The 26,107-nt window shown below is 38.7% G+C and carries 23 protein-coding genes and 1 pseudogene; 9 read left to right on the forward strand and 15 right to left on the reverse strand.

Going from position 1 to position 26,107, the window contains the following annotated elements:
- Nucleotides 1-74: 74 nt before the first annotated feature.
- Entirely contained in the window at nucleotides 75-3,965 is a 3,891-nt protein-coding gene (gene hrpA, locus PR675_RS09165) for an ATP-dependent RNA helicase HrpA (RefSeq protein ID WP_192840891.1), read from the reverse strand.
- A 217-nt stretch (nucleotides 3,966-4,182) separates the two neighbouring features.
- Here hrpA and PR675_RS09170 point away from each other — a divergent pair, with 217 nt between their 5' ends.
- Nucleotides 4,183-4,782, forward strand: a complete 600-nt coding sequence (locus PR675_RS09170; RefSeq protein ID WP_004919558.1) for an FMN-dependent NADH-azoreductase — start codon at nucleotides 4,183-4,185, stop codon at nucleotides 4,780-4,782.
- Nucleotides 4,783-4,830: 48 nt separating this feature from the next.
- Here PR675_RS09170 and PR675_RS09175 read toward each other — a convergent pair whose 3' ends face one another.
- Genes PR675_RS09175 through PR675_RS09185 form a run of 3 tightly spaced genes read right to left on the reverse strand, consistent with a single transcriptional unit; the run spans nucleotide 4,831 to nucleotide 7,969 of the window.
- Complete coding sequence (locus PR675_RS09175) at nucleotides 4,831-5,157, reverse strand: YdbL family protein (protein WP_004919556.1); 327 nt, start codon at nucleotides 5,155-5,157, stop codon at nucleotides 4,831-4,833.
- Nucleotides 5,154-5,327: a YnbE family lipoprotein gene (locus PR675_RS09180; protein ID WP_004919554.1), complete on the reverse strand. Its 174-nt coding sequence runs from the start codon at nucleotides 5,325-5,327 to the stop codon at nucleotides 5,154-5,156. The genes PR675_RS09175 and PR675_RS09180 overlap by 4 nt, the downstream gene beginning before the upstream one ends.
- A gap of 50 nt (nucleotides 5,328-5,377) precedes the next feature.
- Complete coding sequence (locus PR675_RS09185) at nucleotides 5,378-7,969, reverse strand: YdbH family protein (RefSeq protein ID WP_004919551.1); 2,592 nt, start codon at nucleotides 7,967-7,969, stop codon at nucleotides 5,378-5,380.
- A 232-nt stretch (nucleotides 7,970-8,201) separates the two neighbouring features.
- Here PR675_RS09185 and PR675_RS09190 point away from each other — a divergent pair, with 232 nt between their 5' ends.
- The gene (locus tag PR675_RS09190) at nucleotides 8,202-9,200 is read left to right on the forward strand and encodes a 2-hydroxyacid dehydrogenase (RefSeq protein ID WP_004919549.1); all 999 of its coding nucleotides are present in this window, start codon (nucleotides 8,202-8,204) and stop codon (nucleotides 9,198-9,200) included.
- Nucleotides 9,201-9,216: 16 nt separating this feature from the next.
- On the forward strand, nucleotides 9,217-9,654 hold the full coding sequence (locus PR675_RS09195; RefSeq protein ID WP_014658307.1) for an META domain-containing protein: 438 nt from the start codon (nucleotides 9,217-9,219) through the stop codon (nucleotides 9,652-9,654).
- Between the two features lie 101 nt (nucleotides 9,655-9,755).
- On the opposite strand, the gene grxB is transcribed toward PR675_RS09195, so the two are convergent.
- The gene (gene grxB, locus PR675_RS09200; RefSeq protein ID WP_272582733.1) at nucleotides 9,756-10,394 is read right to left on the reverse strand and encodes a glutaredoxin 2; all 639 of its coding nucleotides are present in this window, start codon (nucleotides 10,392-10,394) and stop codon (nucleotides 9,756-9,758) included.
- Between the two features lie 1,292 nt (nucleotides 10,395-11,686).
- Between grxB and PR675_RS09205 the strand changes: the two genes are divergently transcribed.
- The gene (locus PR675_RS09205) at nucleotides 11,687-12,001 is read left to right on the forward strand and encodes a helix-turn-helix domain-containing protein (RefSeq protein WP_004919544.1); all 315 of its coding nucleotides are present in this window, start codon (nucleotides 11,687-11,689) and stop codon (nucleotides 11,999-12,001) included.
- A gap of 138 nt (nucleotides 12,002-12,139) precedes the next feature.
- On the opposite strand, the gene PR675_RS09210 is transcribed toward PR675_RS09205, so the two are convergent.
- The 6 genes and pseudogenes from PR675_RS09210 to PR675_RS09235 form a co-directional block, all read right to left on the reverse strand.
- On the reverse strand, nucleotides 12,140-12,757 hold the full coding sequence (locus PR675_RS09210; RefSeq protein WP_004919541.1) for a fimbrial protein: 618 nt from the start codon (nucleotides 12,755-12,757) through the stop codon (nucleotides 12,140-12,142).
- A gap of 12 nt (nucleotides 12,758-12,769) precedes the next feature.
- Nucleotides 12,770-13,777: a fimbrial protein gene (locus PR675_RS09215; protein WP_004919539.1), complete on the reverse strand. Its 1,008-nt coding sequence runs from the start codon at nucleotides 13,775-13,777 to the stop codon at nucleotides 12,770-12,772.
- Entirely contained in the window at nucleotides 13,768-16,257 is a 2,490-nt protein-coding gene (locus tag PR675_RS09220; protein ID WP_040133104.1) for a fimbria/pilus outer membrane usher protein, read from the reverse strand. Before PR675_RS09220 ends, PR675_RS09215 begins: the two co-directional genes overlap by 10 nt.
- A gap of 9 nt (nucleotides 16,258-16,266) precedes the next feature.
- Complete coding sequence (locus PR675_RS09225; protein ID WP_004919535.1) at nucleotides 16,267-16,968, reverse strand: fimbrial biogenesis chaperone; 702 nt, start codon at nucleotides 16,966-16,968, stop codon at nucleotides 16,267-16,269.
- Between the two features lie 70 nt (nucleotides 16,969-17,038).
- A pseudogene (locus tag PR675_RS09230) lies at nucleotides 17,039-17,630 on the reverse strand (fimbrial protein).
- Between the two features lie 1,548 nt (nucleotides 17,631-19,178).
- Entirely contained in the window at nucleotides 19,179-19,346 is a 168-nt protein-coding gene (locus PR675_RS09235; RefSeq protein WP_004919531.1) for a hypothetical protein, read from the reverse strand.
- A 290-nt stretch (nucleotides 19,347-19,636) separates the two neighbouring features.
- Between PR675_RS09235 and PR675_RS09240 the strand changes: the two genes are divergently transcribed.
- Complete coding sequence (locus PR675_RS09240; protein ID WP_060560588.1) at nucleotides 19,637-20,584, forward strand: FUSC family protein; 948 nt, start codon at nucleotides 19,637-19,639, stop codon at nucleotides 20,582-20,584.
- Nucleotides 20,585-20,637: 53 nt separating this feature from the next.
- Nucleotides 20,638-21,471 carry an aldo/keto reductase gene (locus PR675_RS09245; RefSeq protein WP_004919527.1) on the forward strand — a complete coding sequence of 278 codons (834 nt, stop codon included), beginning with the start codon at nucleotides 20,638-20,640 and terminating at the stop codon, nucleotides 21,469-21,471.
- Between the two features lie 85 nt (nucleotides 21,472-21,556).
- Here the strand turns inward: PR675_RS09245 and PR675_RS09250 are convergent, their stop codons facing one another.
- The 4 genes from PR675_RS09250 to PR675_RS09265 are packed head-to-tail and all read right to left on the reverse strand — an operon-like array spanning nucleotide 21,557 to nucleotide 24,104.
- The gene (locus tag PR675_RS09250) at nucleotides 21,557-22,009 is read right to left on the reverse strand and encodes a YcgN family cysteine cluster protein (RefSeq protein WP_088499444.1); all 453 of its coding nucleotides are present in this window, start codon (nucleotides 22,007-22,009) and stop codon (nucleotides 21,557-21,559) included.
- A gap of 19 nt (nucleotides 22,010-22,028) precedes the next feature.
- Nucleotides 22,029-22,685 carry a fumarylacetoacetate hydrolase family protein gene (locus tag PR675_RS09255; protein WP_004919523.1) on the reverse strand — a complete coding sequence of 219 codons (657 nt, stop codon included), beginning with the start codon at nucleotides 22,683-22,685 and terminating at the stop codon, nucleotides 22,029-22,031.
- Between the two features lie 20 nt (nucleotides 22,686-22,705).
- On the reverse strand, nucleotides 22,706-23,788 hold the full coding sequence (locus PR675_RS09260) for a lytic murein transglycosylase (RefSeq protein ID WP_060560587.1): 1,083 nt from the start codon (nucleotides 23,786-23,788) through the stop codon (nucleotides 22,706-22,708).
- A 43-nt stretch (nucleotides 23,789-23,831) separates the two neighbouring features.
- Nucleotides 23,832-24,104 (reverse strand): YcgL domain-containing protein, encoded by a 273-nt coding sequence (locus PR675_RS09265; RefSeq protein ID WP_004919520.1) that lies wholly within the window; start codon nucleotides 24,102-24,104, stop codon nucleotides 23,832-23,834.
- Nucleotides 24,105-24,233: 129 nt separating this feature from the next.
- On the opposite strand from PR675_RS09265, the gene minC reads away from it, so the two are divergent.
- The 3 genes from minC to minE are packed head-to-tail and all read left to right on the forward strand — an operon-like array spanning nucleotide 24,234 to nucleotide 26,074.
- Nucleotides 24,234-24,953 carry a septum site-determining protein MinC gene (gene minC, locus PR675_RS09270; protein ID WP_004919519.1) on the forward strand — a complete coding sequence of 240 codons (720 nt, stop codon included), beginning with the start codon at nucleotides 24,234-24,236 and terminating at the stop codon, nucleotides 24,951-24,953.
- A gap of 23 nt (nucleotides 24,954-24,976) precedes the next feature.
- Complete coding sequence (gene minD / locus PR675_RS09275; RefSeq protein ID WP_004919516.1) at nucleotides 24,977-25,792, forward strand: septum site-determining protein MinD; 816 nt, start codon at nucleotides 24,977-24,979, stop codon at nucleotides 25,790-25,792.
- A gap of 3 nt (nucleotides 25,793-25,795) precedes the next feature.
- Nucleotides 25,796-26,074: a cell division topological specificity factor MinE gene (gene minE, locus PR675_RS09280; RefSeq protein WP_004919515.1), complete on the forward strand. Its 279-nt coding sequence runs from the start codon at nucleotides 25,796-25,798 to the stop codon at nucleotides 26,072-26,074.
- Nucleotides 26,075-26,107 lie beyond the last annotated feature (33 nt).

The raw sequence follows: 26,107 nt of genomic DNA on the forward strand, positions 1-26,107 counted from the left end.
CGATAACGATAAAAAAACCCCATCTTTAGCATCATGATGGGGTTTTGAAGGTTATCATCTAACTCTGTATTTTATCAAAGTGACTGACTTAAATTTTCCATTGATTGAATAATCCGTTTATCCGAAATCGGATACGGCGTACCAAGCTGCTGTGCAAATAGGCTTATACGCAACTCTTCGATCATCCAACGGATCTCTTGTACTTCCGGTAATTGTTGTTGTACTGGTGTCAGTTTCGCCTTCCATTGCTGCCACATTTGTGTCACATGCTCCACTTTACTCATTTGGGCACGGTCTCTATTAGGATCAATCGCCAGTTTTTCTAATCGGCGCTCAATACCATTCAAATAACGGAGCACGTCAGGAAGCCGTTTCCAACCATGTTCAGTGACAAAGCCTTTAAAGACTAAGTTAGACATCTGCCCTTTTATATCCGAAAGTGCCATTGCCATCGCAAAGTCAACGCGTCCTTTTAAGCGTTTATTGATTGCAAATACCGCAGTGAGTATTTGCTCAACTTGTTTCGCGATTTGTACAACTGCATCATTGAGTTCAGCCCGCACAAACTCTTGTAACTTGCCAAACCCATCTTCCGTCCACACAGGGCCACCATAAGTCGCAATGAGTTGATCAACACCACAGGCGATACAATCATCGATTAACTCTAAAACTTTTCCATACGGATTAAAATATAATCCCAGTTTAGATTTGTTCGGGAGTTTTTCATGTAAGTATTTAATTGGCGATGGAATATTCAGTAACAGTAACCTACGTACACCACCCCACATCGCTTGTTGTTGTTCAAATTCGGTTTCGAAAACGCGGATCCCAACACTGTTTCTTTCATCCACTAAGGCCGGATAAGCCTTAACAGAATACCCTCCTCGTTTCTGTTCGTAACGTTGAGGTAACTCACCAAAGCTCCAGATATGTAAGCCGCTTTGTTCAATGCCATCATCAACCACTTCGGAAAGGGTTTCTTGTACCTTTTCTTTGAGCCGATTTTTCAATTCATCCAGATCTTGACCTTCAGCGATGGTTTTATTTTTTTCACCCACTACGCGGAATGTCATTTTCAAATGGCTAGGTAGTTGGTCTAATTGCCAAGCATCACGTTCAACAGTCACCCCTGTCATGCGACGTAATTCACGCTCAAGCTTATCAAGTAGGCTACCATCTGGTGTCGGTACTCTTTCAAGAAATGCCGCGGCATAATTAGGTGCAGGCACAAAATTCCGACGTACAGGCTTAGGTAATGATTTAATCAACGCAATAATCAGTTCTTGACGTAACCCCGGAACTTGCCAATCAAAACCAACATTGTGTACTTGGTTTAAAATGGCTAATGGGATATGCACTGTCACCCCATCTGCCTCCGTTCCTGGCTCAAATTGATAACTTAAGCGGAATTTCAGCTCACCTTGATGCCAAAAGTTTGGATAATCTAGCAATGAAACGTGCGCCGCATCCTCTTTGATCAACATATTTTTTTCAAAGTTCAGGAGGTCGGGCTGCTGTTTTGAAGCAACCTTCCACCACTTATCAAAATGGCGAGTAGAGATCACATCATTAGGGATACGCTGGTCATAAAACGCAAACAAGGTTTCATCATCAACCAAAATATCACGACGACGAGACTTGTGTTCTAAATCTTCAACTTCCGCCAATAGCTTACGGTTTTCCCTGAAAAATGCGTGACGAGTAACCCAATCCCCTTCGACCAGTGCATGACGAATGAAAAGCTCGCGACACAATAAGGGGTCGATTTTCCCGTAATTCACTTGGCGCGCGGCGACGATCGGTAATCCATACAAAGTGACCTTTTCAGAGGCCATCACAGCACCTTGCGATTTAGACCAATGAGGTTCGCTGTAATGGTGCTTAACAAGGTGCTCCGCTAACGGCTCTATCCATTCAGGCTCAATAGTTGCAGCCACCCGCCCCCATAATTTTGACGTTTCTACTAACTCGGCGACCATTGCCCATTTTGGGGGCTTTTTAAATAAACCTGAGCCGGGGAAGATAGTGAATCTTGCATTCCTAGCGCCTGTAAATTCTGGCTTTTCCACATCTTTTTGACCGATATGAGATAGCAGCCCAGCAAGTAATGATGTATGAATACACCGGTAATCTGCCGCTGCACTATTAATTGGAAAACCTTGCTCTTTAACAACTTGCCTCAATTGAGTATAGAGATCTTGCCACTCTCGAATGCGTAAATAGTTCAAAAAATCTTGGCGGCACATTTTTCTAAATTGCGCATTTGATAAAGCGGTTTGCTGCTCTTTTAAGTAATCCCACAGATTAAGGAATGCTAAGAAATCAGATTGTTTATCGTGGAAGCGGCGATGCTTTTCATCTGCTGCTTGTTGTTTATCTAATGGGCGCTCCCTTGGGTCTTGAATCGATAATGCCGCCACAATCACCATGGTTTCCCTGACTGCCCCTAGCTTTCTCGCTTCTATCACCATTCGAGCGAGACGTGGGTCAACCGGTAGTTGCGCCAATTGACGACCAATATCCGTCAATATATAACCGCGTTCACTCTGTTGATGCGCCTGAATAGCCCCAAGCTCTTCTAATAACTTCACGCCATCTTGAATATTACGTTTATCCGGAGCTTCGACAAATGGAAATGCGCTAATATCTCCTAAGCCAATTGAGGTCATTTGTAAAATAACAGACGCCAAATTGGTTCTTAGTATTTCAGGATCGGTAAACTCTGGGCGACTTAAAAAGTCCTCTTCAGAATATAAACGAATACAAATACCATCAGAAACACGACCACAGCGACCTTTACGCTGATTTGCTGAAGCTTGGGAGATCGGTTCAACAGGTAAGCGCTGCACCTTGGTTCTAACACTGTAACGGCTTATTCGCGCATAACCAGTATCAATGACATATTTGATGCCAGGCACGGTCAAAGACGTTTCAGCAACGTTAGTGGCTAAAATAATTCGCCGCCCACCATGTGGGTGGAATATGCGATTTTGTTCACTATTCGATAGCCTAGCAAATAGCGGTAAAATTTCGGTATGGCGCAATTGTAATTTTGACAAGGCATCAGCGGTATCGCGGATTTCTCGTTCACCGCTCATAAAGATCAAAATATCCCCTGAGCTTTCCTGCCCAAGCTCATTTACAGCATCAATGATGCCATCGATTTGATCGCGGTCGCTGTCATTATCATCCCCCATAATCGGGCGATAACGCACTTCAACGGGATAAGTTCTCCCCGACACTTCAATAATGGGTGCCTGATTAAAATGGCGAGAGAAACGTTCAGGATCGATAGTTGCTGACGTAATAATGACTTTTAGATCAGGACGTTTAGGTAATAATTGGCGCAGGTAACCTAAGATAAAATCGATATTTAGGCTACGTTCGTGGGCCTCATCGATAATGATCGTATCATATTGCAGCAGTAACCTATCATTTTGCAGTTCTGCTAACAAAATGCCATCTGTCATTAATTTGACTTGTGTATTATCACTCACTTGATCACTAAAGCGAACTTTATAACCAACAATAGTTCCGACTTCGCTTTCAAGCTCTTGAGCTAGACGGGTTGCTACCGCACGAGCGGCTAGTCGCCTTGGTTGTGTATGACCGATTAGCCCTTTAACGCCTCGCCCTAATTCCAGACATATTTTGGGGATCTGAGTCGTTTTACCGGACCCTGTTTCACCCGCGATGATCACCACTTGATGCTGTTTTATCGCATCATAAATAGCTTGTTTTTTCTGACTAACAGGAAGATTTTCTGGATAGACGATTTTAGGTGGATTAAGCAGCTTGTTCGAAATTTTTTGTTTCGCTGTTTCAACATCCGCTTTTATCGCATTCAGTACCGCAACTCGTGATTTTTCATCACGAATTTTAACTATTCCTTGAAGACGCTTTTTCAGTAACCGTTGGTCACGTAATGAAGTTTGTCCAATATCAGCTTCTAAGGCTGTCAGCATGGATTCCACTTTTTAAATCCTTATTATTTAACTATTTTATGCCATTTTGTTGAATATAGGCTGTCATTACTATCATGATAAAAACGCCATCAATACCACAGAATAAATGGCAACATCAATTTTTTTGATATAACTCTTCTAAAATTCTTTCTTTCATTGATGATTAAAATCTGTATTATTAATTACGATATAAATCAATGAGTTTTAAGGTAAAACGATGAAAAAAGTATTGTTGTTGAAATCAAGTATTCTGGCAGACTATTCACACAGTAACAAAATGGCAGATTACTTTATTGAACAATGGCAAGAAAAAAACCCGAGCGATAGCATAACCATCCGTGATCTTGTCAGCAACCCAATTCCAGCGATTGATGCGGAAATTTTAGCAGCTTTCGCACCAGGCGACAGTAAAACTGAACAGCAGAAAGCGCATTTAGCATTATCTAACCAATTGATCGATGAAATCAAACAACATGATGTGATTGTCATTACTGCGCCAATGTACAATTTGAATATCCCTTCCCATCTTAAAAATTACTTTGATTTTATTGCAAGAGCGGGAGAGACCTTTAAATATACTGAACAAGGCTCAGTCGGTTTATTAGAAAATAAACGTGCATTTGTGTTAACCAGCCGAGGTGGCATCTATAAAGATACGGCTTCTGACATTATTGTTCCATTTTTAAAACTGTTCTTAAACTTTATCGGTATCACCGATATCGAATTTATTTTTGCTGAGGGTACTGCATTAGGTACTGAATCGGCTGAAAAAGCACAGCAAGATGCTCGTCAATGCATCGATACGGTTATCGCTTAACCGCAATTGACCTCACAATGATGTGCGTATGAACAAATCATGCGCATATTATTTTTTCTTCAACCATTGACCATTAATACCGCGTACATACTCCCCACTCGCGGCTCTTTCAACGAGTTTCTGCCCCGCTATTTTACCCACATCCCTAGTTTTTAGATTGTTTTTCTTCGCAATTTCACTGTATTTGATTTCACGCTCACGGTTAATTTCAGTGACAAGCTCATCAACTTCCGCATTACCGTGGGTAACTACCGCTAAATAACCCGATAATGTTTCACCAACTAACCCTTGATTTTTTGCCTCATCAACGGTTAGTGCAGCAGCCGAAAAAACAAATAAACCGGATATCATCAACGCTTGGAAAATGGTCTTCATTGTGCTTCCACCTTACCAAAAAGATCACTATTTTCTTTAAGTAAGTCTTCAACTTGCTTATCAGCTTTAATGAGTATTTCGTGCTCAATTTTAACATTCATGTTGATATTAATGGGTTTATCAGGTGTCGCTACCTCAACCCGCAAACAACCTGTCAGCATCATTGCCATCAATGTAAATACACTCGTCGCGATTATTTTCACTGTTAATCCTTATTCCTTTAGATATTTTTTTCCAGCCACTCTTCTAAGTTACTGCCAAAACGTAGGCTACGCCATAATTGGAAGATATTCTCTTCATGTGTGTAATTTAAGTGAACTTCTCTTTTTTTAGATTCTTGAGGATTAAAACCTTGGATAATGGTTTTCATTGTCAACAAGCCTAAATTGGTGATATTCACATCGGTACGGCTGCGAGAAATTTCCAAGTATTGCAACCAACCTATCGCTGCTCCTGCAGACATATTATCAGCCTTAATTGACTCAACAAACTGAGTATCAAGACGCAAGGCCAACGGGCCACTATTTTCTAACCAACCATTTTTAACGATCCACTCTGGATTATTAAGGTAAAAAGGTAATTCCCCATCAACGCGACCAGAGGCCGCAAACTGAGTTACTTTGAGTATGGTAAATAATCGGCTTAATTCAATTTGATGTAGTCTGATTGTGGCTGGCTGTTTTTGTGGCCAACGGAGTAAATCAAGCTCTACCTTCCCCCCTAATAAATTAAAACCAACTTGGCTCAATTTTAATGGCATTGCATCTGTTGGCGGGTAAGTACCTGATAAATCGGCTCGAATATCGGTTAGTTCAAACAAGTTATTTAATTGCTTGATACGTAATTGTACAGCCGATTTTTCACCTAACGTCCATGTGCTATTTTGTAATTTCCAAGGTAAAACGAAATCTAAGCCACTCACTTCACCATCTTTAAGCCACATTCCCGTATTTTCTACACGCCAGTGCCCTCCCGCGATAAAACCGGTTTCTGGATCAATCGAAAAAGCGGCTTGTGAAAAAAGTTTTCCTTCACGCAAGGTGATCCCTAAATCATTTGGGATCAATGTTTGGAATGCGCTCACTGATTGTTCTGGCCAACGCGCTTGCCCCCGAAAACGTTCGCCATCCCATCGACTAAAAATAACGATTGGCCCTACGTCTTTAGTACTTAAATCAGCTTTTAACTGAAAATCAGCCGGTGATTTACCTTTTAGAGCCGCATTAACAGTCGTTTTAGGCAAATAGCTTGCGGCTCCAAATTGCATTCGGTGACTGGTAAGTTGGAGTTCACCTTGGAAGTTCTCTTTAGCCGGATCACGTTGCCAAAATAAAGGTTTTGTTAAAATAAGGCGTGTTGCCGTCATCGAAAGCAAACCATATTTTATTTGGTCAAACCCAGTGTTTAACGTATTTAGGGTAATTAACGAATCTTGCCAACTACCTTGCCCTTTGATATCCCAATGCGCCGCTAAAGCCGGTAATTGTGCATTTCCCCAATAATTCCAAAACCACTTGCCTTTATCAAATATAAACTTATTCGCCTGACCATCTAAATGAATGGCGAAATCCCCCCAATACTGCTCTTTCACTTTTAAAATAGCTTGGAGGCGCCCGGTGATCCCTTCCGCACTCAATGAAGTACCCGCTAAAGGTAAGCGCGCTTCTTGTAATAGTAGCGTCGGTGAAACACGCCCATAAGCTCGTAAGAGTGAGCCGGGAAGAAATGAAATTGCGGGCGAAATTAATTGACCCGATATTTTTGACGGCAAGTTAATATCTAAAACCATATCATCATATTTCAATTGCCCATTTAGCTGAAAATGAATATCTGCATCGAGTAAATTAATTTTATTAGCTGGTAAATTTAATACTAAATTCGCTTTACCTTTTTGAGCCTCGGTCATCATATTAGTACGCCCACTAATCACCATGTCACTCAGGCCCGACTGCCAATTCTCTATTTGTAACGAAATACCGCCATGTAATGGAACCTCACTCTCTTCCCACTGCCAACGCCCATCCTCAATACGGATCATGTTGGCTGACACTTGCCAAGGCAAATGAAAAATTTCTTGACCACTTTGCTTATCAAATAAAGACAATGTGCCTTGATCATCCAGCCACCGCAATTTCGCATACAGGGATTTGCTTGGCTGAGTTAATAAAAATTCAGCAAAGAGTATGCCTGATGTCGGAAGTGATTCTGTCGTTAGTGGTAAGCTTAACTCGCCATCGAGTTCAAGGCGCTGCTCTTGTTCTGGTAATTGAACGGAAAAATGTTCAATATTGAGTTGATGGTTAGCAGTGATATTAGTTGAAAAAGATAATTTATCACCACGATAATCTAAAGCTAATGGCGTCCCTTCATTTCGATACAGCCAAATACTGCCTTGATACTCTTCCCAAGGCGATACCTTGGCATTTTCAATGACCAATGAAAATGAAGGTAAGTTATCAATCAATTCAATCACCGATAGTGGTGTACTTTCGCTATCTTTTTCATCTGAAGACAACTGACTTAAACATTGATTATCTTCAGTTAACTCATTAATTGCTAAATGTAATGGAAAAAGCGAAAAACGGCTCTTTTTAGCATCAAACCACAAGCAGTCGCCTGCCTTCAATTGTATGCTATCAACAATTAATTGGTCATGACGATATACAGGCTGGCTAAATGACAGCGTCACGTTTTCGGGTAAATAAGATTTTGCAACAATAGGAAGCCAACGGGTTACTGTGACCCATAAAATAGATAAGAGCACAACGCATCCTACAACGCTTAAGAGTAATATTTTAAGTGCCCTTTTCATCAAACAGCTTCCTTGTTTTATCTATATCGATTGTGAATATTGGTGCTAATCAAGATCGTTATATCTTTAAACGACTACAATCACCAATTAAAGCGCAATAAAGGCGCGCTTTCAGTATTTTTTTGATGATTTACTGTAATAATTATCTTATTCTGACCTTAATGCTTGGTAGCCACTTTTTTAGCTACCCCTTATTTTGGGTTCCTAACGAATAGTACACGGAGTTTCTTAGATGAAAATCGTTTCTTACAGTACTAAACAGTATGATCGTAAACATATGGATCAAGTCAATCAAGGATCCGAGTTTGATTTTAATATCGAATACTTTGATTTTCCATTAACAGTACAAACAGCAAAAAATGCTGTCGGCGCTGATGCCGTATGTATCTTTGTTAATGATGATGCTAGCCGTGAAGTATTAGAAGAGCTTGCGGCGCTTAATATCCGCATTTTAGCATTACGTTGCGCAGGTTTTAATAATGTTGATTTAGTCGCAGCACAAGAGCTTGGGATCCAAGTTGTGCGTGTGCCCGCCTATTCACCTGAAGCAGTTGCCGAACATGCCGTGGGGATGATGTTATGCCTTAATCGTCGTATCCACCGAGCCTATCAACGTACCCGAGATGCTAACTTTTCTTTAGAAGGGTTAACGGGCTTTAATATGCATAACCGCACTGTCGGTATTATCGGCACGGGTAAAATTGGCCAAGCCGCGCTGAGGATCTTAAAAGGGTTTGGTATGCGTTTACTCGCCCATGACCCTTACCCAAATCAAGTGGTCCTCGATTTAGGTGCAGAATATGTGGATTTAGATACTTTATACAAAAATTCTGACATTATCTCTTTACACTGCCCTCTCACGCCCGAAAATCACCATTTATTAGATGAAAACGCATTTAATAAAATGAAAAATGGCGTAATGATCATCAATACAAGCCGTGGCGCTCTCATCGATTCTGTTGCAGCCATTAGTGCACTTAAAGCACAGAAAATTGGCTCTCTTGGTATGGATGTTTATGAAAATGAACGCGAATTGTTCTTTGAAGACAAATCGAATGACGTTATCCAAGATGATATTTTCCGTCGCCTTTCATCATGCCATAATGTGCTATTTACGGGTCATCAGGCTTTCTTAACGGAAGAAGCATTAACCAGTATCAGCGAAACAACTTTAGGGAACATCCGCCAACTTAATAATGGCGAAGATTGTCCTAACATTGTCAAAGCCTAATAGGGGCAAAATGATAATGAAACGGATAATCCCTTTAACACTATTGGGTTTTTTATTAGCAGCCTGCCAAACCCAAAATGTGAGTGCTGATAACAGCGATAATGTGACTGAGCAACAGTTAATCCATCATAATTTTGTACTAACAGAGGTTGATGGGCACCCCATCGTTGGTAAAGTCGGCGTTCCTAGTTTGTCCTTTGGCGAAAAAATGTTTGTCTCTGCCACTATGTGCAATGATTTTCATGGAATGGGTCGGATCAATAATGCAACGCTTGTTGTTAAGCATCTATCCAAAACAGAATTAGAGTGCGTTGATGAAGACTTATCAAAATGGGATCCATTAATTAAACGTATGCTAACCGAAGGTGCTGATATATCCTATAATGATAAAAAGCTTACTTTGTCACAAGGTAGATATAAACTGGTTTATGTTTTGAAAGATTACGTTAATTAATTTTTCTTTATTTTCAAGTGACGACTAATTAAAAATCCCATTATTTGTCATGAATAATGGGATTTTTGCTTGATAATAACACGGTTTCAAAATAGCTAGCTTTACCTTGCTTGTGAAAACAGCAGGGTTACCCCCGTTATTTGAGCGATATTTTTCATATAATTCAGTATAGTGGTGCTAAACGGTAAGTCATTCACTATTGATAAACTGCGCAATAAAGGGAAGATAATAATATCATCAATAATATTGTTGCTATTACGCGTTTCTAACCATGCATCTAAAGCATCCATATGTGGTTCAAGCTCCACAATTAATGTATGCGTTTCTTTTAATAACGTATTCAGATCACCAAAAGCACGCTCTTCCCTTTCAATATAAGCGGCTCTCGCCTCTGGGGTCTTTAGCTCAGGAAAATCGGCTTGTGTAAAACGCGGAACAACCAATTTATATACTGTAGTTGAAACGGTGTTATACCATTTATCAATCTCTGGAGAAACAGCATGTTGAGCGATTGCTGGCTCTACTAGCTGATCGACATAATGAACTATATCTAGACTCTCTGGTAAATAGTCACCATCATCTTTTTGCAAAATAGGCAACATTTTGCGGCCAATCATTTTGGTTGGCGTCGCTTTATCATCTTCCATCAAAAATATCTGCTCTACAGCGATTTTTTTAAATCCGAATATCATTCTTGCTCTAACACAAAACGGACAATGATCATAAAGATAGAGTTTCATTATAAGATCCTCTTCATTTAAGTGGTGACAATCATATTGATTATTATGTTAGTATAGCGAAAGGCATGAATGTAACAAAGTTGTAAAATTCATTAACTTTAAGTAACCCACCACTAAATCTGTTCTAACCGATGAGTTATGCAAGATATTTATCAGCGAACCTCTTCATTTCGCCCTTTTGTGAACATTCAATTTTGTTACAATTTGCAGTAATTCAGGCCAATATCACCGACTTCTACCACTGTATTATACCATATATACAGCATAAAAAACTAGACTAATCAGATCAATTAGTCTATAACTTCAAAAAACACCTGAACAATGGCGTTAGTTGTTAGTATGCGCTACCAGAAATGTATGTTTACACATTACATCATTTTTAATATTTAAGTTCAGTTATACTAAAACTATAAACACATATTTACCAATAGAGTTTTATCAATTAATTATGGCGAAACTGCTTTCTGTTAGCTTTTTTACATTAATAGTTATTTTTACTATGTCATTAGGGATCTATGATGAGCTTATCTATATCTTGCATTTTTTTGTTATTAAAATGTAATTTATATTACTCTCCTTCTGATTGGAATGAATAAATAAGTAATTGATTATAAATAGATTTAATAATTACAATCCTTTCTAGCACTCCCCTCTCAAGACCGTAATTACAGTTAATTGATTAATTTCATTATATACTTATTGACTTTTTTCATTCTACTTTATTATTATTTTAATAATGTATTATAAGCATACGTATATTTACCACGTGAATTTTTATTCAATAATCCTCCGTAAAACAGCAATAAACATTAAATTTCCTTAATATTAATTAATGTTAATATTTTTATATACCAATGAAACCCTCAATAAAAATACTTACCGTGAAAATTAATAGCTTTTTAGATACATATCACTAACATCTAAGGTTATATATTAGAGAACGACATATCCATAATCGAGTATCGATAAAAGAAAAAATGAATAAGGTTTATTTAAATATAATCAAGCCTTAAAATAATCAAATACAAAAACTAAAAAACAAAAAGTAAAACAATTAATTTATATCAAATGTTTATATAGTAATATTTCTGTTATAGTTATTATTCTCATTTTAATTAACACATGAGAACACTTACTAATATAAATTGTAAGGTCTTTTCAATATATGGCTTAGCTAAATTAAATAACCGATATATTGAAATTAATTGTTTTTTTAAGATTTTATATATTGTATAATTTTATAATGCATTAGCATTATACTCTACAATCCCTTTATCAATCGAGGGTGTCACATGGACATTCATTATTTTATTGGAATTAAGATAAAAACACGGCGAAAAGAATTAGGCCTTTCGGGGGCTGATTTAGCCAAAAAATTAAATATCAGCCAACAGCAAGTCTCTCGCTATGAGAATGGAATCAATAAAATACCTCTAAATCACTTAGTTAGCATAGCGATTGCGTTGAAATGCCCTATAGACTGGTTCTTTCAAGGATGTATTACTGAAGAGGATTACTCTATGCAAGATGAAACAATTAATATTAAGAGTCAAGAGCTAAAATATACAGCAGAGAGTGTTATTATTCACTCTAAAAACTCGCTCTAATATTTCAATCCATATTATTACATTTATGATACATCTGTAATTAGGCAATTATATCTCAAACCTAATCACCTAAACAAAAAAATAACATAGCGATTAAATCGCTATGTTATTTTTATTTAACCTACATGTTTTTATATGTTAATTATACTGGATTTCATATGTCGCATAACTTGCCATCAACCCAGTTGTCACATCACTCGCCTTCTCTGCTGTGTAACCAATATAATATTGGAAAATTGCATCCTTATTATCCGATATTTTCGGCGTGACTTTAAGTTGCTGAGGATCCGCTGGAATAATTTTATTATCAGCATCTAGAATCGTGTTATTATTGATGGATAATGCAAAGTTAATATTTTTTGCACCATCAACTAACATATTTTTCAGAAGCCCCGCAGTTTCAAAGTTTGTTTTCGGCACCAAGTAACCATCCGCCCAAGTTACACTGATTTTATTGAGATCGGCATCAACAACTTCACCATTATGCTCAACAGATTGACATTGTGATAACTTGATAGTAAACATTTTTGATTTTAAATAGGCACCACCTTCACTATTATGAATTTCCATAAGTGAAATTGGAGCAAGATAGATATTCGCATCACTTCCTTGGTCATTCACGGAAACTACACACGAAACATCAACAACTTTACCCGCAAAAGATACCTTGCCTTCATCATAGTTAGTTTCAAAAGTTGGTAATGCATTTGCATAACCTACCGCTGAAAAAAGCATCAGTATTATCCAGTTTTTCATTGGGCTCCCCTATTAATCATAGGTTATGTTGAATTGCATCACAGCCTGCACATCACCAGCAGTCACTTTGTCTCCATACTGGTAATAGCGAGCAATATAGTTCGTATTAATATATTTATCGAGTGCAGTTGTTAACTCCCCAACCTTATAACTCTTACCCCAAGTTAATTTTACTCCCTTGTCGGTAAGAACTTGCACACCAATACCTTGTGCCGGGGACGATTTTGCAGTGTTATCCAGAACCCCATCTTGAGGGTTGGTATTCGGTGCATTTCTTCCATAGAAACTCATGTTTACAGAAACCGAATCGGGAGAAATACTCACTCCACCATTACACATTAAATTAATAGGGAACTTTTTCTCACCCGCAGTAGTTCCTCGACCTTTAAAATCGGTGCGCTTAACCGTATCTAGATGAACATCTTGGTTTTTACCTGTCATAATTTTACAAGATGGCGATACAATGGTAATGGCATCAGCCGATAAATAAGTAATAATCGCTGGTTCAACTGAATTAGGTTTGTAACCATAACGAGTATACTCACCTTGGGTAATTCGCCCTGAGCCTGTATTTTCTGCTGTCTTAATGATTTGTAACTTAAATGTTGAGCCAGCTAAATACACATTGATCTTTTGTCTATTACTCCCACTAACTTTAAACGTATCTGGGTAGGTCATTGCTACAGCCCCCATACGTTGGAAACGCAATCCTATCCCTGGGATATTCGTGTTATAGACTTTATTTGGCCCCTCAGTCAGCCCCTTTGCTGTTATAATGGCATCTAAAACAGTGCCGCCATAACACTGTGCCCAATAACTGCCAGTTTCCTTCATCGGCCATGTTTTTTCTTGTATCACACTACCTACAGGAAGATCTGGTGAGACAACCACTCGGCCAAATTGCATGTCGATATTCTCGGCTGGAACCCAACTATTTCGGGTGCATGTAGCATACGCGGGGATACTCGATAGCACTGCTGCCAGTGCTATTCCATTACGTAAAATTGTGTTTATCGACATACACTATCCTTACTGGTTCCTGCTTCCAGAGAAAATACACATTGCCCATTATCCCATTTCACAATAGCTTCTTTGGCATCTTCGTTACTAATAAATACCGTGCCACCTTGTCCGACAACACCAATTGACTCACCTTCAGCGTTAGTCACTTCCGCGCCAAATGGCATTGGCTTTTTATCGAGACGCACAACGTTAAAAGTCCGATTACGTTCAACTTTAGTGCCAAATTTCACCTTAACAATACTGCCTTCATAAGGAACGACTTGACTTGATGTGTTTTCGAACACGATATCTTCAGCACTGCCTTTAGGGTCAATTTCAATATTATTAATACGATAAGGTCGTACATATGGTGCTAGTGCATAACCACCTCGATTGACGCGTACACCTGGAGCACTGATAATTGAAGCGCCTTCTGCACCTTCGGCTTCAATCAACGCCATTGTCGTTGCAGTATTTGGTGTGAGTACAACGCCCCCTGAATGCACAACAACAGAGCCATTCGCACCAACGCCAAATTGGCGATAACCTTGCCCTTGACTATAATTAGCATTGGTATTGACATAAGGAGTACGATAACCCGTATTTACTGCAACACTGTGTTCACCACCTCTAGCCGTTGAGGTATTTAGCCCATAAGTCCAGTTATTCTCATCATCTAGTGCCCCATTAACACCGAGCTGAGTTGAGCCAAATTTCTCATTATTAAATACGGTGTTTGAGGTTAATGTGGTACTTCTGCTGTCACCAAAATAGAGTGGAATATTTAGGTTTAGGCTAATACGGTCGTCTTTCTTTCCATGTGAGTTATTATTATCCGAGTAGACTCGCATAAAATTAATGGAATAAGAGAGGCGCTGATATTGGTTGTTATAACTAAACTGATACTGTTTCTCAGTGCCAGAACGTTCCCAATAACTTGATATACGACCTGTAAAATACAGCCCACCAAATCCATCCGGTAAGTTTTGGTTTACTGTATAGCTAAAACCATTTTTTTCACGCCAACGGTTATTTGAAAGACCACGTTTATCATAATCGATCGCATACAGCGCATCGTTAACATTAAAATAGTCTTTCGTTGAATAACGATACGCAGCCAATGAAATATTGGTATCAGTTTGCGATATCAGTCGGTTAAAAGTGATACGATAACTTTGGCCATTATCGGTTCGATGTTTTAACGCAGTTCGAGATTGCGTCACGTCCAGTGCTAACGCACCAATCCCCGTATTAATACCAGTACCAACTAAATAAGCTTGGTAGTCATCAAATGCCGTAACACCACCATAAAGTGAAAACGTATTATTTAAGCCGTGTTGGATCGTACCTTGCATAATATAAGGGCGATGATGCAAACCATCGGTATCAGACTTACCAGCAGCGACTTGATAACGTGTAAAGCCCGGACGTAACAGTTGTGCTAACGATGAATATGGCACACTGAAAGTACTTTCACTGCCATCTGCTTCCTTAACGGTGACGTTTAGGTCATTACCGTAACCGGATGGATAGACATCATTTAAAATAAACGGCCCTGGTGGTACTGAAGTTTGATATATGATCGAGCCATTTTGGCGTACAGTGACTAATGCGTTACTTTGGGCAACACCACGAATTTCAGGTGCATATGATGTCATTCCATCAGGATACATGCTGTCATCTGTCGCAATTTTTGCACCACGCAAGCTAATACTGTCAAACAGATCGCCATCAGTATAAAACTGACCTGCGGTCATTTTTGACTTCATACTTGCAATAGGTCGTTGTAAATAAGTTTGGTTGCTGTTCCAACTGGTGCTTCCTGAACGTTGCCAACTTAAGTTACCAATATGTTTTAACAACCAGCCATCGAATGATAACCCTGCATTTAATCCTAAATACGCACTGGCATCATTTTGCCCCTGAGCTCCGCTGGTATGATTATCATAATAGTTAGCCATATAGGCTACATTAAGTGCTGGTATTCCTTTTTCCCAGAATTGTGGCGCAACATACCCGCGTGATAAACGTTGTTCATAAATTTGGGGTACTGAAATATCTAGACGTAAATTAGATGAGTGAAATTTATCATTCACTTCACTCAAATTATTCCACTCTTTAAGAGGTAAGCAGGTGGATTCTTGTGAATTTAGTTGTGGGTTTAATTTTTCTGCATCAACACCAAAATTGCTCAACATAGCTGGCGTATAGCACACACCTAAATTCCCATCTTTTTGTTGAACAATATTTAAATCATAGCGTCCTTTCCAATTATCATTGGTATACACATCAACAGAATATTTACCTTCACTAATTGGAGCAGTATTGAAGCGTTCTAAATCAACATTATCTTTGCTGCCTACTATGAATCCACTGTTAAACTCGTAGGTTGTGCCTTCCGCCCCCCACGCGTAAAATGTTGGCATCATACATACAGTGACAAAGCAGGTCACAGAGAGTGTATTACTATATTTATTTATTAACTCTCGCTGTTTCATTTTTCTGTCCTATTTAACAGTTGTTTTAACTGCTATGTCCGCCCCATAATCATTGATATTGTTCAAAACAATGTTTTCACCTGCTTTAATTGCTTTTTTCAATACCACTGAGCTCTGGCTTTTTGGTGCCACCATAACCGCTTTATCAGTTAACCCATTTTTTCCATCTGTAGAAATTTTTGTAATGGTAATAAAAAATGGTGTTGGGTTATTTATAGTCAGATTATTTCCATTAGCACTCACAATTAATTTTTCAGGTGCTAATTCACGGCTACCTAAACCTACAGGACGATAAATAAATTTAAAACGAGAACGAATTGCCAGTTGTAAAAAGTTTTGATCTTCTTTTCCTGCAGTTCGGACTGTCGGTGGAATATCTAAAATATTCAGCCACCATAAACTTTCCTTATCTTGTGGTAGTCCATTTTTATCCATTAATTTAATACGGAGAGTTTGACCACCCTTAGCATCAATACGAGATATTGGAGGCGTAATTTGAAATGGTGTTTTTATTGTATCTGGTGTTTCAGATGCATCACCGGTATCTAACCATGCTTGTGCGACAGCTGGTCTATCCGCGGTATTATTTAACTGCACTGTAATTTCTTTTTCATTTCCAGGATAAATAAATCGTGTGCCGTTAACAATAATGTTGTTCGCTAATGAAGATGCACTGAAAACGAAGCAGAAGAATAAAACAATTGCTTTCATTTGAACCTCTAAATAAAAGCGGCAGTTAACCTACCGCTTAGATAAATATTACTTTTAAATTAATTTAATATTATTCGTAAGTAATTTCGTAAGTTGCATAGCTTTCTACGATACCGCTGCTAACAGTATCTGGCGTAGAAGTTGCGTAACCTACGTAATAAGTGAAACGTGAACCGTCAGCAATATCAACTGTTTTTGCTTTAGGTTGAGTAGCACTAGTTGGGTTGATTTTGGTTTTTTAAATCAGGATCAGCATTAGTTGCTAATACTAATTGAATATTTTCAGCACCCGTTGAATCAGTGTTAGCTAAATAACCTTCGTTTGCACCAGAAGCACCTACTAATACGTTACCACCAGTCCAGTTAACATTTAATGTAGTGTCATCAGCTGTACCTTGACAATTAGTCACGTCAATAACAAATGATTTTGGTTTCAGGTAAGTATTTGCACCTGCATCTTTAACTTCTTTTACTGAAACAGGAGCCAAATAAACTTTAGCGTCACTACCTTGGCCGTCAACAGAAATAGTACAAGAAACATCTGTCACTTTACCGTAGAAATTAACTTGGCCACCACCAGCGTTTTCAGTTCCAGTTCCAGCGTAAGCAGAAGATGCACCAATAATTGCAGTAGCAATTGCAGTCAGTAATACTTTTTTCATTGTCATTTCCTAATATGAGGGTTTTTATTATTACACTAAACAGAACTTATTAAGCACCTAGTCTTTTAATAAATAATTAGCGTAGGGTGTTGACCATATGTTTAATATGGTTACACATTTATTTCCGTGTATTTAAGCTACTGCTAATAATTTAATTAAAAATATAGTTCTATCTTAATCAGTCCATTTTTAGAATTAATAATCATAACGTGGTCTATATGATTTCGGAGAGAGGATACATAAAAACTTAAATTACATTAAATCGTTTTTATCATGAGATACAATAAAATTTAATAGTCTTAGCCTATCAAACAACTGCTATTGATCGAAAAACCTTATTGAATATACACGATGTATTACTCGTTTTACGCTAATTTATCAAATTGATTGTTTGTTTTTTATTTTTATGTTTTTAACAAATTCTAAAAAATGATCTTATAGTGATATTTTATAAAAGAGATAAATGCAAAAACTATTCTAAATAAGATTATCCTTATTGTGACTACTTATTCTAAATTTATATACTCAAAATAAATATTAGTCTAAATATGATATTTGGGTTTTAAATAATATAAATTAATTTTATGTTTATTCATTGATGGAATTAATTCTCATTTGAGAATATATTTATGATATAACGGTAATGCATCATAATTGGATTATTTACTCATGTAAGGAGTAAAACAATATGATTATATGGATAAAGGTGTATTTTTAGATTAAAAGCAAAACTTAAGCGATAAATCAGAAAGTAATAGGCTTTATTTTGATCTAGTAAGTAGAATAATTACTTGTGATTTGACTATATTTCAAAAGTTCTTTTTATTTCGCTATTTTATTCCTTGCCTAGCACCCAAAATGCGCTAATGAAGAAATAACAAAGGTTACTTATTGTTAGTAAATGTTATCAATTAATTTGATGTATGCACATTTTTTCTTCATATTTTTTGATCTATTCAATTTTTTTTAAATGTGTAACCATTTGATAACTAATGTTAAAAAATAATTTACCCTCCCCTCTATTGAGACTTAACTCAGATATCAAAACCATCCTTAAGAATAGTCCTAAAACTCACCTAAAGAGTATAAATAGCTTTTTATTTCACCAGTGCTGAACAAAAAAGATGCTCAGTTAAGGTTAGTTAGATCACTTTGCGCAATAATCTATCTAAAGATAACAAGATTAATGGAGCGAATAAGCCTGTTTAATGCAACTTATTTAGACCATAACATAAAGCACACATCGTATATTGAATATCTGTTATCGCAAGAAGTGAGAGTTAGATCTCTTTCAACTACACACACCGATCAAACTTTAATCGACATTGTTGTTAAGTTACTACTTTCATATTGTTAGCGACCAATCAATTAAAACTACCGTTAACCTCTTTAACAGCACCTTACAAAATTGCTGACTTAAACTGCTACATTCCATTAAGTGAATGCAATTAACCTACTATTAGCCATAAAGTTAATTGCATTCAACGCCTTTATTGACTGAGATATACCATGCAAGCCCATTTTGTAGAGAATAAAATCATCACTCCGCTAGGCGGGTTTACCTTCAATATTCTTATTGTCTGGGTTATCGGGGGCTGCAAATGCGAGCTCTTTTAACCAGTCTGAGAGAATGGGCTTAGTTTTCTTAGCGTCAAGCTCTGCTCTTTCTTGCTTAGTGAGTCTAATAACCACAACTTCTGTTTTCATTTGATGCATTTTGGTTTCCTCCCTTTAGAGGCTTTACCATGCCATACTCAAGAAAAAGATAGGTCTTAATTACTTAATTTTACAAAAACAGAAGATAGCAATACAAACGACTACCAGAGTGGCATATTGATGTTGCTATACGCTGGTTATGTCATTTTCCGAGTGATAGGTTGGCGGGGCAATCAATGATGCTCAAATAGAGATGATGGAAAATTATAATAATTCTCAGTAAGTTATTCGTTGAGTTATCAACTTATACACTGTATGAATATGATTAATTTATAAGGTGAGATCGTCTAATGCCAATTTCTTTGCCCCAAACCCGAAGTGCCTTTTTACTTTCTCTATGGGTTATCGCTCCATGGTTTATTGCTATCCTCTATAAGCAACCCATGTTAGGGACTTTGATCTCTTTTGGTGCATATTTATTAGTTGTGTCATTTCCTAAACTCCCCACGAAAAAACCTATTTATGTTTTACTGCAAGGAGCCTGCATTTTATCTGCTCTTGCGGTAATCGGTATTAACGTCACCCTTGGTAGCCTTTTATTCTTTATTTGCTCTGGACTTGGCGCTTTTTTTCAAGGCTATGCCGAATTGCGGTCAACCTATCTACGTTTACCAATCGCCCTTGGCGTTTTAGCTTATTTCCTATCAATTGGTCAGGTCCCCGCTCAGGGTAGCTTATTTTATGGCATCGCATTTACACTCGGTACATTTTGGGGCGTCATTATTGCTTATATTCTGTTGCCCCGTCATGACCTTCCCGCACCAACAACTCAAATTGATATGCGCACTCTCGCAGTACAGCGCTTCTCTGTGGCAATAGTTCTCGTTGCGCTCATCGGGAGTGCTCTTGCAACCCTGCTCCCTAGCTCTCATCCCTGTTGGTTACCTGCTGCTGGTTTAAGAGTGATGAAATCTGAACGGACAGCAACTTGGCAAAGGCTAAAACAACGTGGTGCAGGCACTCTGCTCGGTGCTGCTGTAGGGGGGCTTTTACTTGGTTTATCAAATAACCCACTCTTACACGTTTCCTTAGTGGGCCTATTGTTATTCGCCATGTTAATGATCGGTGCGAAACGTTATGGCTATTGGACATTTTGTTTAACCGCTATCGCATTAACATTTAACTTAACGGCCACTGCTGGGCCTATTGTATTAGCGATTGACCGAGTGTTACTGACGGTTTGCGCTTTGGTCATTGCCATCATGATGTTATTGCTACTGCCCAAATCGACAAAATAAGTTCTTACGCGGTGATATATTGGGTACAGTTTTGACATCTATCAGGAGACACTATGATCCCATCATATGAATTACTCGATGGATTCCAAATCCCTCAAATTGGTTTTGGAACATATTCATTAAAAGGTTTACATGGGGTTCGGGTTATTGAAAGTGCGCTATCACATGGCTATCGTTTATTAGATACTGCATTTAATTATGAGAATGAAGGTATTGTCGGCAAAGCCATTAAAAATAGCTCTGTTCCTAGAGATCAAATAACCGTCACATCGAAATTACCTGGCCGACACCAACAATACAATAATGCCATGCACACTATCCAAGAATCAGTGGCTCGATTAGGTTTAGATTATGTTGACCTTTATTTGATCCACTGGCCAAATCCGAAAAGAGGAACATTTGTTGAGGCTTGGCAAGCATTAATCGATTCACAACGTTCAGGTTTAATCAGAAGTATTGGGGTGTGTAATTTTCTCCCCGAACATCTAGAAACATTAGAAAAAGAGACGGGCATACTTCCCGTGGTCAATCAAATTGAGCTGCATCCTAATTTTAATCAAGCCAAACAGCGTCAGTATGACCAATCTAAAGGGATCATTACGCAATCATGGAGCCCATTAGGTCGTGCTGGTGATGTGTTATCTAATCCAACCTTACTCAATTTAGCGAGTCGCTATAATAAATCGGTATCGCAAATTATCATACGTTGGCATTTACAGTTAGGTGCATTACCAATACCGAAATCGGCGCATTCGTCACGCCAAATTGAAAATATTGATGTTTATGATTTCGAATTATCGCCGGAAGATATGCAAGCAATAAATAACTTATCTTCTGCTAATGGTCGATTACGCAATCAAGATCCTGCTGTTTATGAAGAATTTTAATACGTCACTGTTTTAAAATACGACAGCCCTATAAAATAGGGCTGTCGCGTTATTCAAACATATTGGCTAAATCAAGCTTATCTGATTAAGATGATGTTCTATCTACTGGCCGATTCATGATATGGTCTTCCCAATCCACCACATCTTTTTCTCTAACCGCGATATGGCGAACAGAGATCCGCTCACTGTGCATTGCCGCTTTTGACCCCGTTTTAAGAGGATGCCATGCAGGTAAGGTTTTACCTTCTAGCAATAAACGATAAGCACAAGTGTGTGGCAACCATTCAAACGTTTCTAAATTGTAGCGATTGAGCTTGATACAATCTGCCTCATAACTGAAACGATCTTCATAATGCTTACACTGGCAGGTCTTGATATTTAATTGATTACAAGCCACGTTAGTAAAATAAATTTCATCCGTGTCTTCATCCATCAGCTTATGTAAACAACACTGACCACAACCGTCACACAGTGATTCCCATTCATCGTCAGTCATTTCATCTAACGTTTTTACCTGCCAGAAAGGCTGAGACATAATACTTATCAATCCTATATCATTAGATCACTCGAGTCGTTAACGAGTGGTCATTAATTGAGAGCTTTAACATATCACCCGATGTCAACGGCCCGACACCCTCTGGTGTTCCCGTTAAAATAATATCCCCCGCACGCAAAGTAAAAAAGCGAGACATATAGCTAATCAGAGGTAATATTGGCGTGATCATATCACGAGTAGAGCCTGACTGGCGAATTTCCCCATTGATCTCCAGTGAAAGCTGGGCACTTTGCGGATCACCAAAGTTATTAACCGGAATAAAGCCTGAAATAGGACATGAGCCATCAAACGCTTTACTTTTTTCCCATGGCTGCCCTGCTTTTTTAAATTTTGCCTGCAAATCACGCAATGTTAAATCTAATGCCACAGCAAAACCCGCGATTGAGCGAGAAACTCTATCTTCATCAGCATTTTTTAAGGGCATACCAATCAAAACCGCTAATTCTATCTCATGATGTACAGAGCCAAGATCTTTTGGAATAACAATCGGTTGGTTAGCGTCACATAATGCCGTTTCAGGTTTGATAAAAATCACAGGCTCTTCGGGATGTGCTGAGCCCATTTCTTTTATATGTTTCGCATAGTTACTGCCAACACAAACCACTTTGTTTGCAGGGAAATCCAGTAAGGCACCTTGCCAGTCACGATGTTGGTACATAGTTGTAACTCCTATTATCGTTATTGTATTTTTTGAGCAACGCCATCAGCCATGAGGCAAACGCTCAAAGCAAAGTAATATGAACGATTCCAATGCATGATCGTGCGGAAGTTTTCAGTTACTAAGTATGCACGCCCTAACGGATCATCAGGGATAACAACCCACGTTTTTAAATTGGGTGATAACTGCGCAGATGCAGGGAGTTTAACGCCAAGTTGCTCCCACTGTGCAACCGTTTTGCCCTGCTCTGCTTTCACGCCTTCCAGTTGCTTATCAAAGTCGGTAGGTAGGCTCACTTGATAGCCCCAAGGTAGTGCAGACTGCCAGCCTTCCGTAGACAGGTAATTGGCAATTGAGGCAAACACATCCGCCTTATTGTTCCAAATATCCATTTTGCCATCGCCATCACCATCCGCCGCATAAGATAAATAAGACGTCGGCATAAATTGGCTTTGGCCCATGGCGCCTGCCCAAGAGCCTTTTAACTGCTGCTCTTCCGGTATATAGCCTTTATCCATAATTTCCAGTGCAGCCAGCAACTGTTTACTGAATAATGCTTCACGGCGGCCTTCAAATGAAAGCGTAGCTAATGCTGAGATAACATCTTCTTTACCTTGGGAGCGACCAAAGCCACTTTCTAGCCCCCACAACGCAACAATATATTGGGGCGGTACGCCATAACGATGGCTAATCGCATTTAAGAGTGACTCATTTTCCCAATATTTTTCCGCGCCTGCATTAATGCGTGATGCAGGTAGCACATTCTTGAGATAACTTTCTAAAGTCACCGTTGCTCTTTTTTCCGGTTGCCCTTTATCGGCCTTAACAACGCGTTCAATAAAATGAATATGGGCGAAACCACGTTCAATAGTTGCAGGTTGAATACCTTGAGCTAATGCATGCTCTTTTAACAACTCCACATAAGCAGGGAATTGCGATGGTTCACGCTCTTTGAGTGGAAAAGCTTTATTTAGCGCGATCACCTCTTTTGCAATCATGGCATCTTGCTCAGCCTGTGGTGTAACCAAAATAGGTTGTTTTGCTGAGCAGCTAGCTAAAAATAGGCCGCTAATTAAAGTAAATAATAACGTTGGTTTTATCACATCACCTCCCCAAGTAAATTAACATCTAAGTATTATCCTAATTTTATTCGCTGTAAGACTCTCGATATTCAGCGAGTAGGTTTTCAACTGGAGGTGGAAATTGCAGATAATACCCAACTTCAATTAAATCAGCTTTGACTTTCTCAATGTCTGCATTTGCCAGCTTGTCGCGGTTTGCAAGGGAAAGGGTCATCGCAAATTGAGGAGTACCAAATTGTTTCATGAGTTCTTCAGGTACACGAGAAAAATCATCCTTCTTCTCAATATAAAGATATGTTTGTTCACGGTTAGGACTACGATATATTGCACAAATCATTATATTTAACTCTTTTTCTTAGTTCATTGGCTTGCTTGAAGAATGTAGTAACTATAACATGCTATTGTTTTACAGAATATCGTCACCCGAAGTTTGTTTCGGATATTTTAATTTGCTGAGCCCGGATAGATGTCACAGTCGCCAATAGAACTCAAAGGCAGTAGTTTTACTCTTTCTGTTCTTCACTTACACAGTGAAGAACCCAAACTCATCAAAAAAGCGCTACAAGATAAGGTTAGTCAAGCTCCTGACTTCCTTAAAAATGCGCCAGTGGTTATCAACATTGCTGATTTAACCACAAATGCTGATTTATACAGTATTCACAAAGCAATTATATCGGTTGGCTTAAGGGTTGTCGGAATAAGCGGATGTACCGATCCTTTGCTACGTAAGAAAGTCAATGATGCAGGCTTACCGGTTCTCAATGAGGGGAAAAGCCAAAAAGCCGTTGATACTCAACCTAAGGCTGTTCATACACCGGTCGAGGTAGCCACTCCCGCCGAACCTGAGTTTAATTACCGGAAAACACGAATTATTAATGCCCCTGTTCGTTCAGGCCAACGAATTTATGCACCAAATAGTGATCTCATCGTAACAAGTAATGTGAGTGCAGGTGCAGAATTGTTGGCAGATGGTAATATTCATATATATGGCATAATGAGAGGCCGAGCACTTGCAGGTGCTTCTGGCGATACGGAAAGCCAAATTTTTTGTGTCCACTTGCAAGCAGAGTTAGTGTCTATTGCAGGTGAATATTGGCTGAGTGATCAGATCCCGTCTGAATTTCTCGGCAAAGCAGCGAAACTTTGTCTCGTTGACAACAGATTAAATATTGAAAACTTAATTTAGACCTTATTTACAAGGAATTATTCATGGCACGCATAATTGTTGTTACATCTGGTAAAGGTGGCGTCGGTAAAACCACTTCAAGCGCGGCCATAGCTACAGGCCTAGCTCAAAGAGGGAAAAAAACGGTTGTGATCGATTTTGATATCGGTCTACGTAACCTCGACCTGATCATGGGATGTGAACGCCGAGTAGTGTATGACTTCGTTAACGTCATTCAAGGTGATGCCACATTAAATCAGGCACTGATTAAAGATAAACGCACCGAGAATCTTTATATTCTGCCAGCATCACAAACTCGTGACAAAGACGCACTGACACGTGAAGGCGTTGAAAAAATACTCGACGAATTAAGTAATGACTTGTCTTTTGATTTTATCGTATGTGACTCCCCAGCCGGTATTGAAAGTGGTGCATTAATGGCACTTTACTTTGCAGATGAAGCGATCATCACCACGAACCCTGAGGTTTCTTCTGTTCGTGACTCTGACCGCATCTTGGGTATTCTCGCCTCTAAATCACGCCGCGCCGAAAAAGGGCTCGATCCTATCAAAGAGCACTTATTATTAACCCGCTATAACCCGGGTCGTGTGACGCGTGGTGATATGTTAAGCATGGAAGATGTGCTGGAAATACTTTGTATTCCATTAATTGGTGTGATCCCTGAAGACCAATCTGTTCTACGTTCATCAAACCAAGGTGAACCGGTCATCTTAGACGCAGAATCTGATGCAGGTCAGGCATACAGTGACTGTGTTGACCGTATTTTAGGTGAAGAGCGCCCTATCCGATTCATTGAAGAAGAGAAAAAAGGTTTCTTGAAACGCCTATTTGGGGGGTAAATAATGGCTTTATTGGATTTCTTTCTGTCGAGAAAAAAGTCGACAGCAAATATCGCAAAAGAGCGATTGCAAATCATCGTTGCAGAACGTCGCCGCGGTGATAGTGAACCTCCTTATCTTGCTGATATGAAAAGAGATATTTTGCAGGTTATTTGTAAATACGTGCAAGTTGACCCTGAGATGCTTTCTGTACAATTCGAACAAAAAGGTGATGATATCTCAGTACTTGAACTCAACGTTACGTTACCGGAAGGTGATGAAATCAAGGCTCCTGAAAAATAATCATAGCAAATAGCCGTTGTTTTTAAGTTGTAA

The sequence above is a fragment of the Providencia sp. PROV261 genome (genome assembly GCF_028477945.1).
In the GTDB taxonomy this organism is placed as follows: domain Bacteria; phylum Pseudomonadota; class Gammaproteobacteria; order Enterobacterales; family Enterobacteriaceae; genus Providencia; species Providencia stuartii.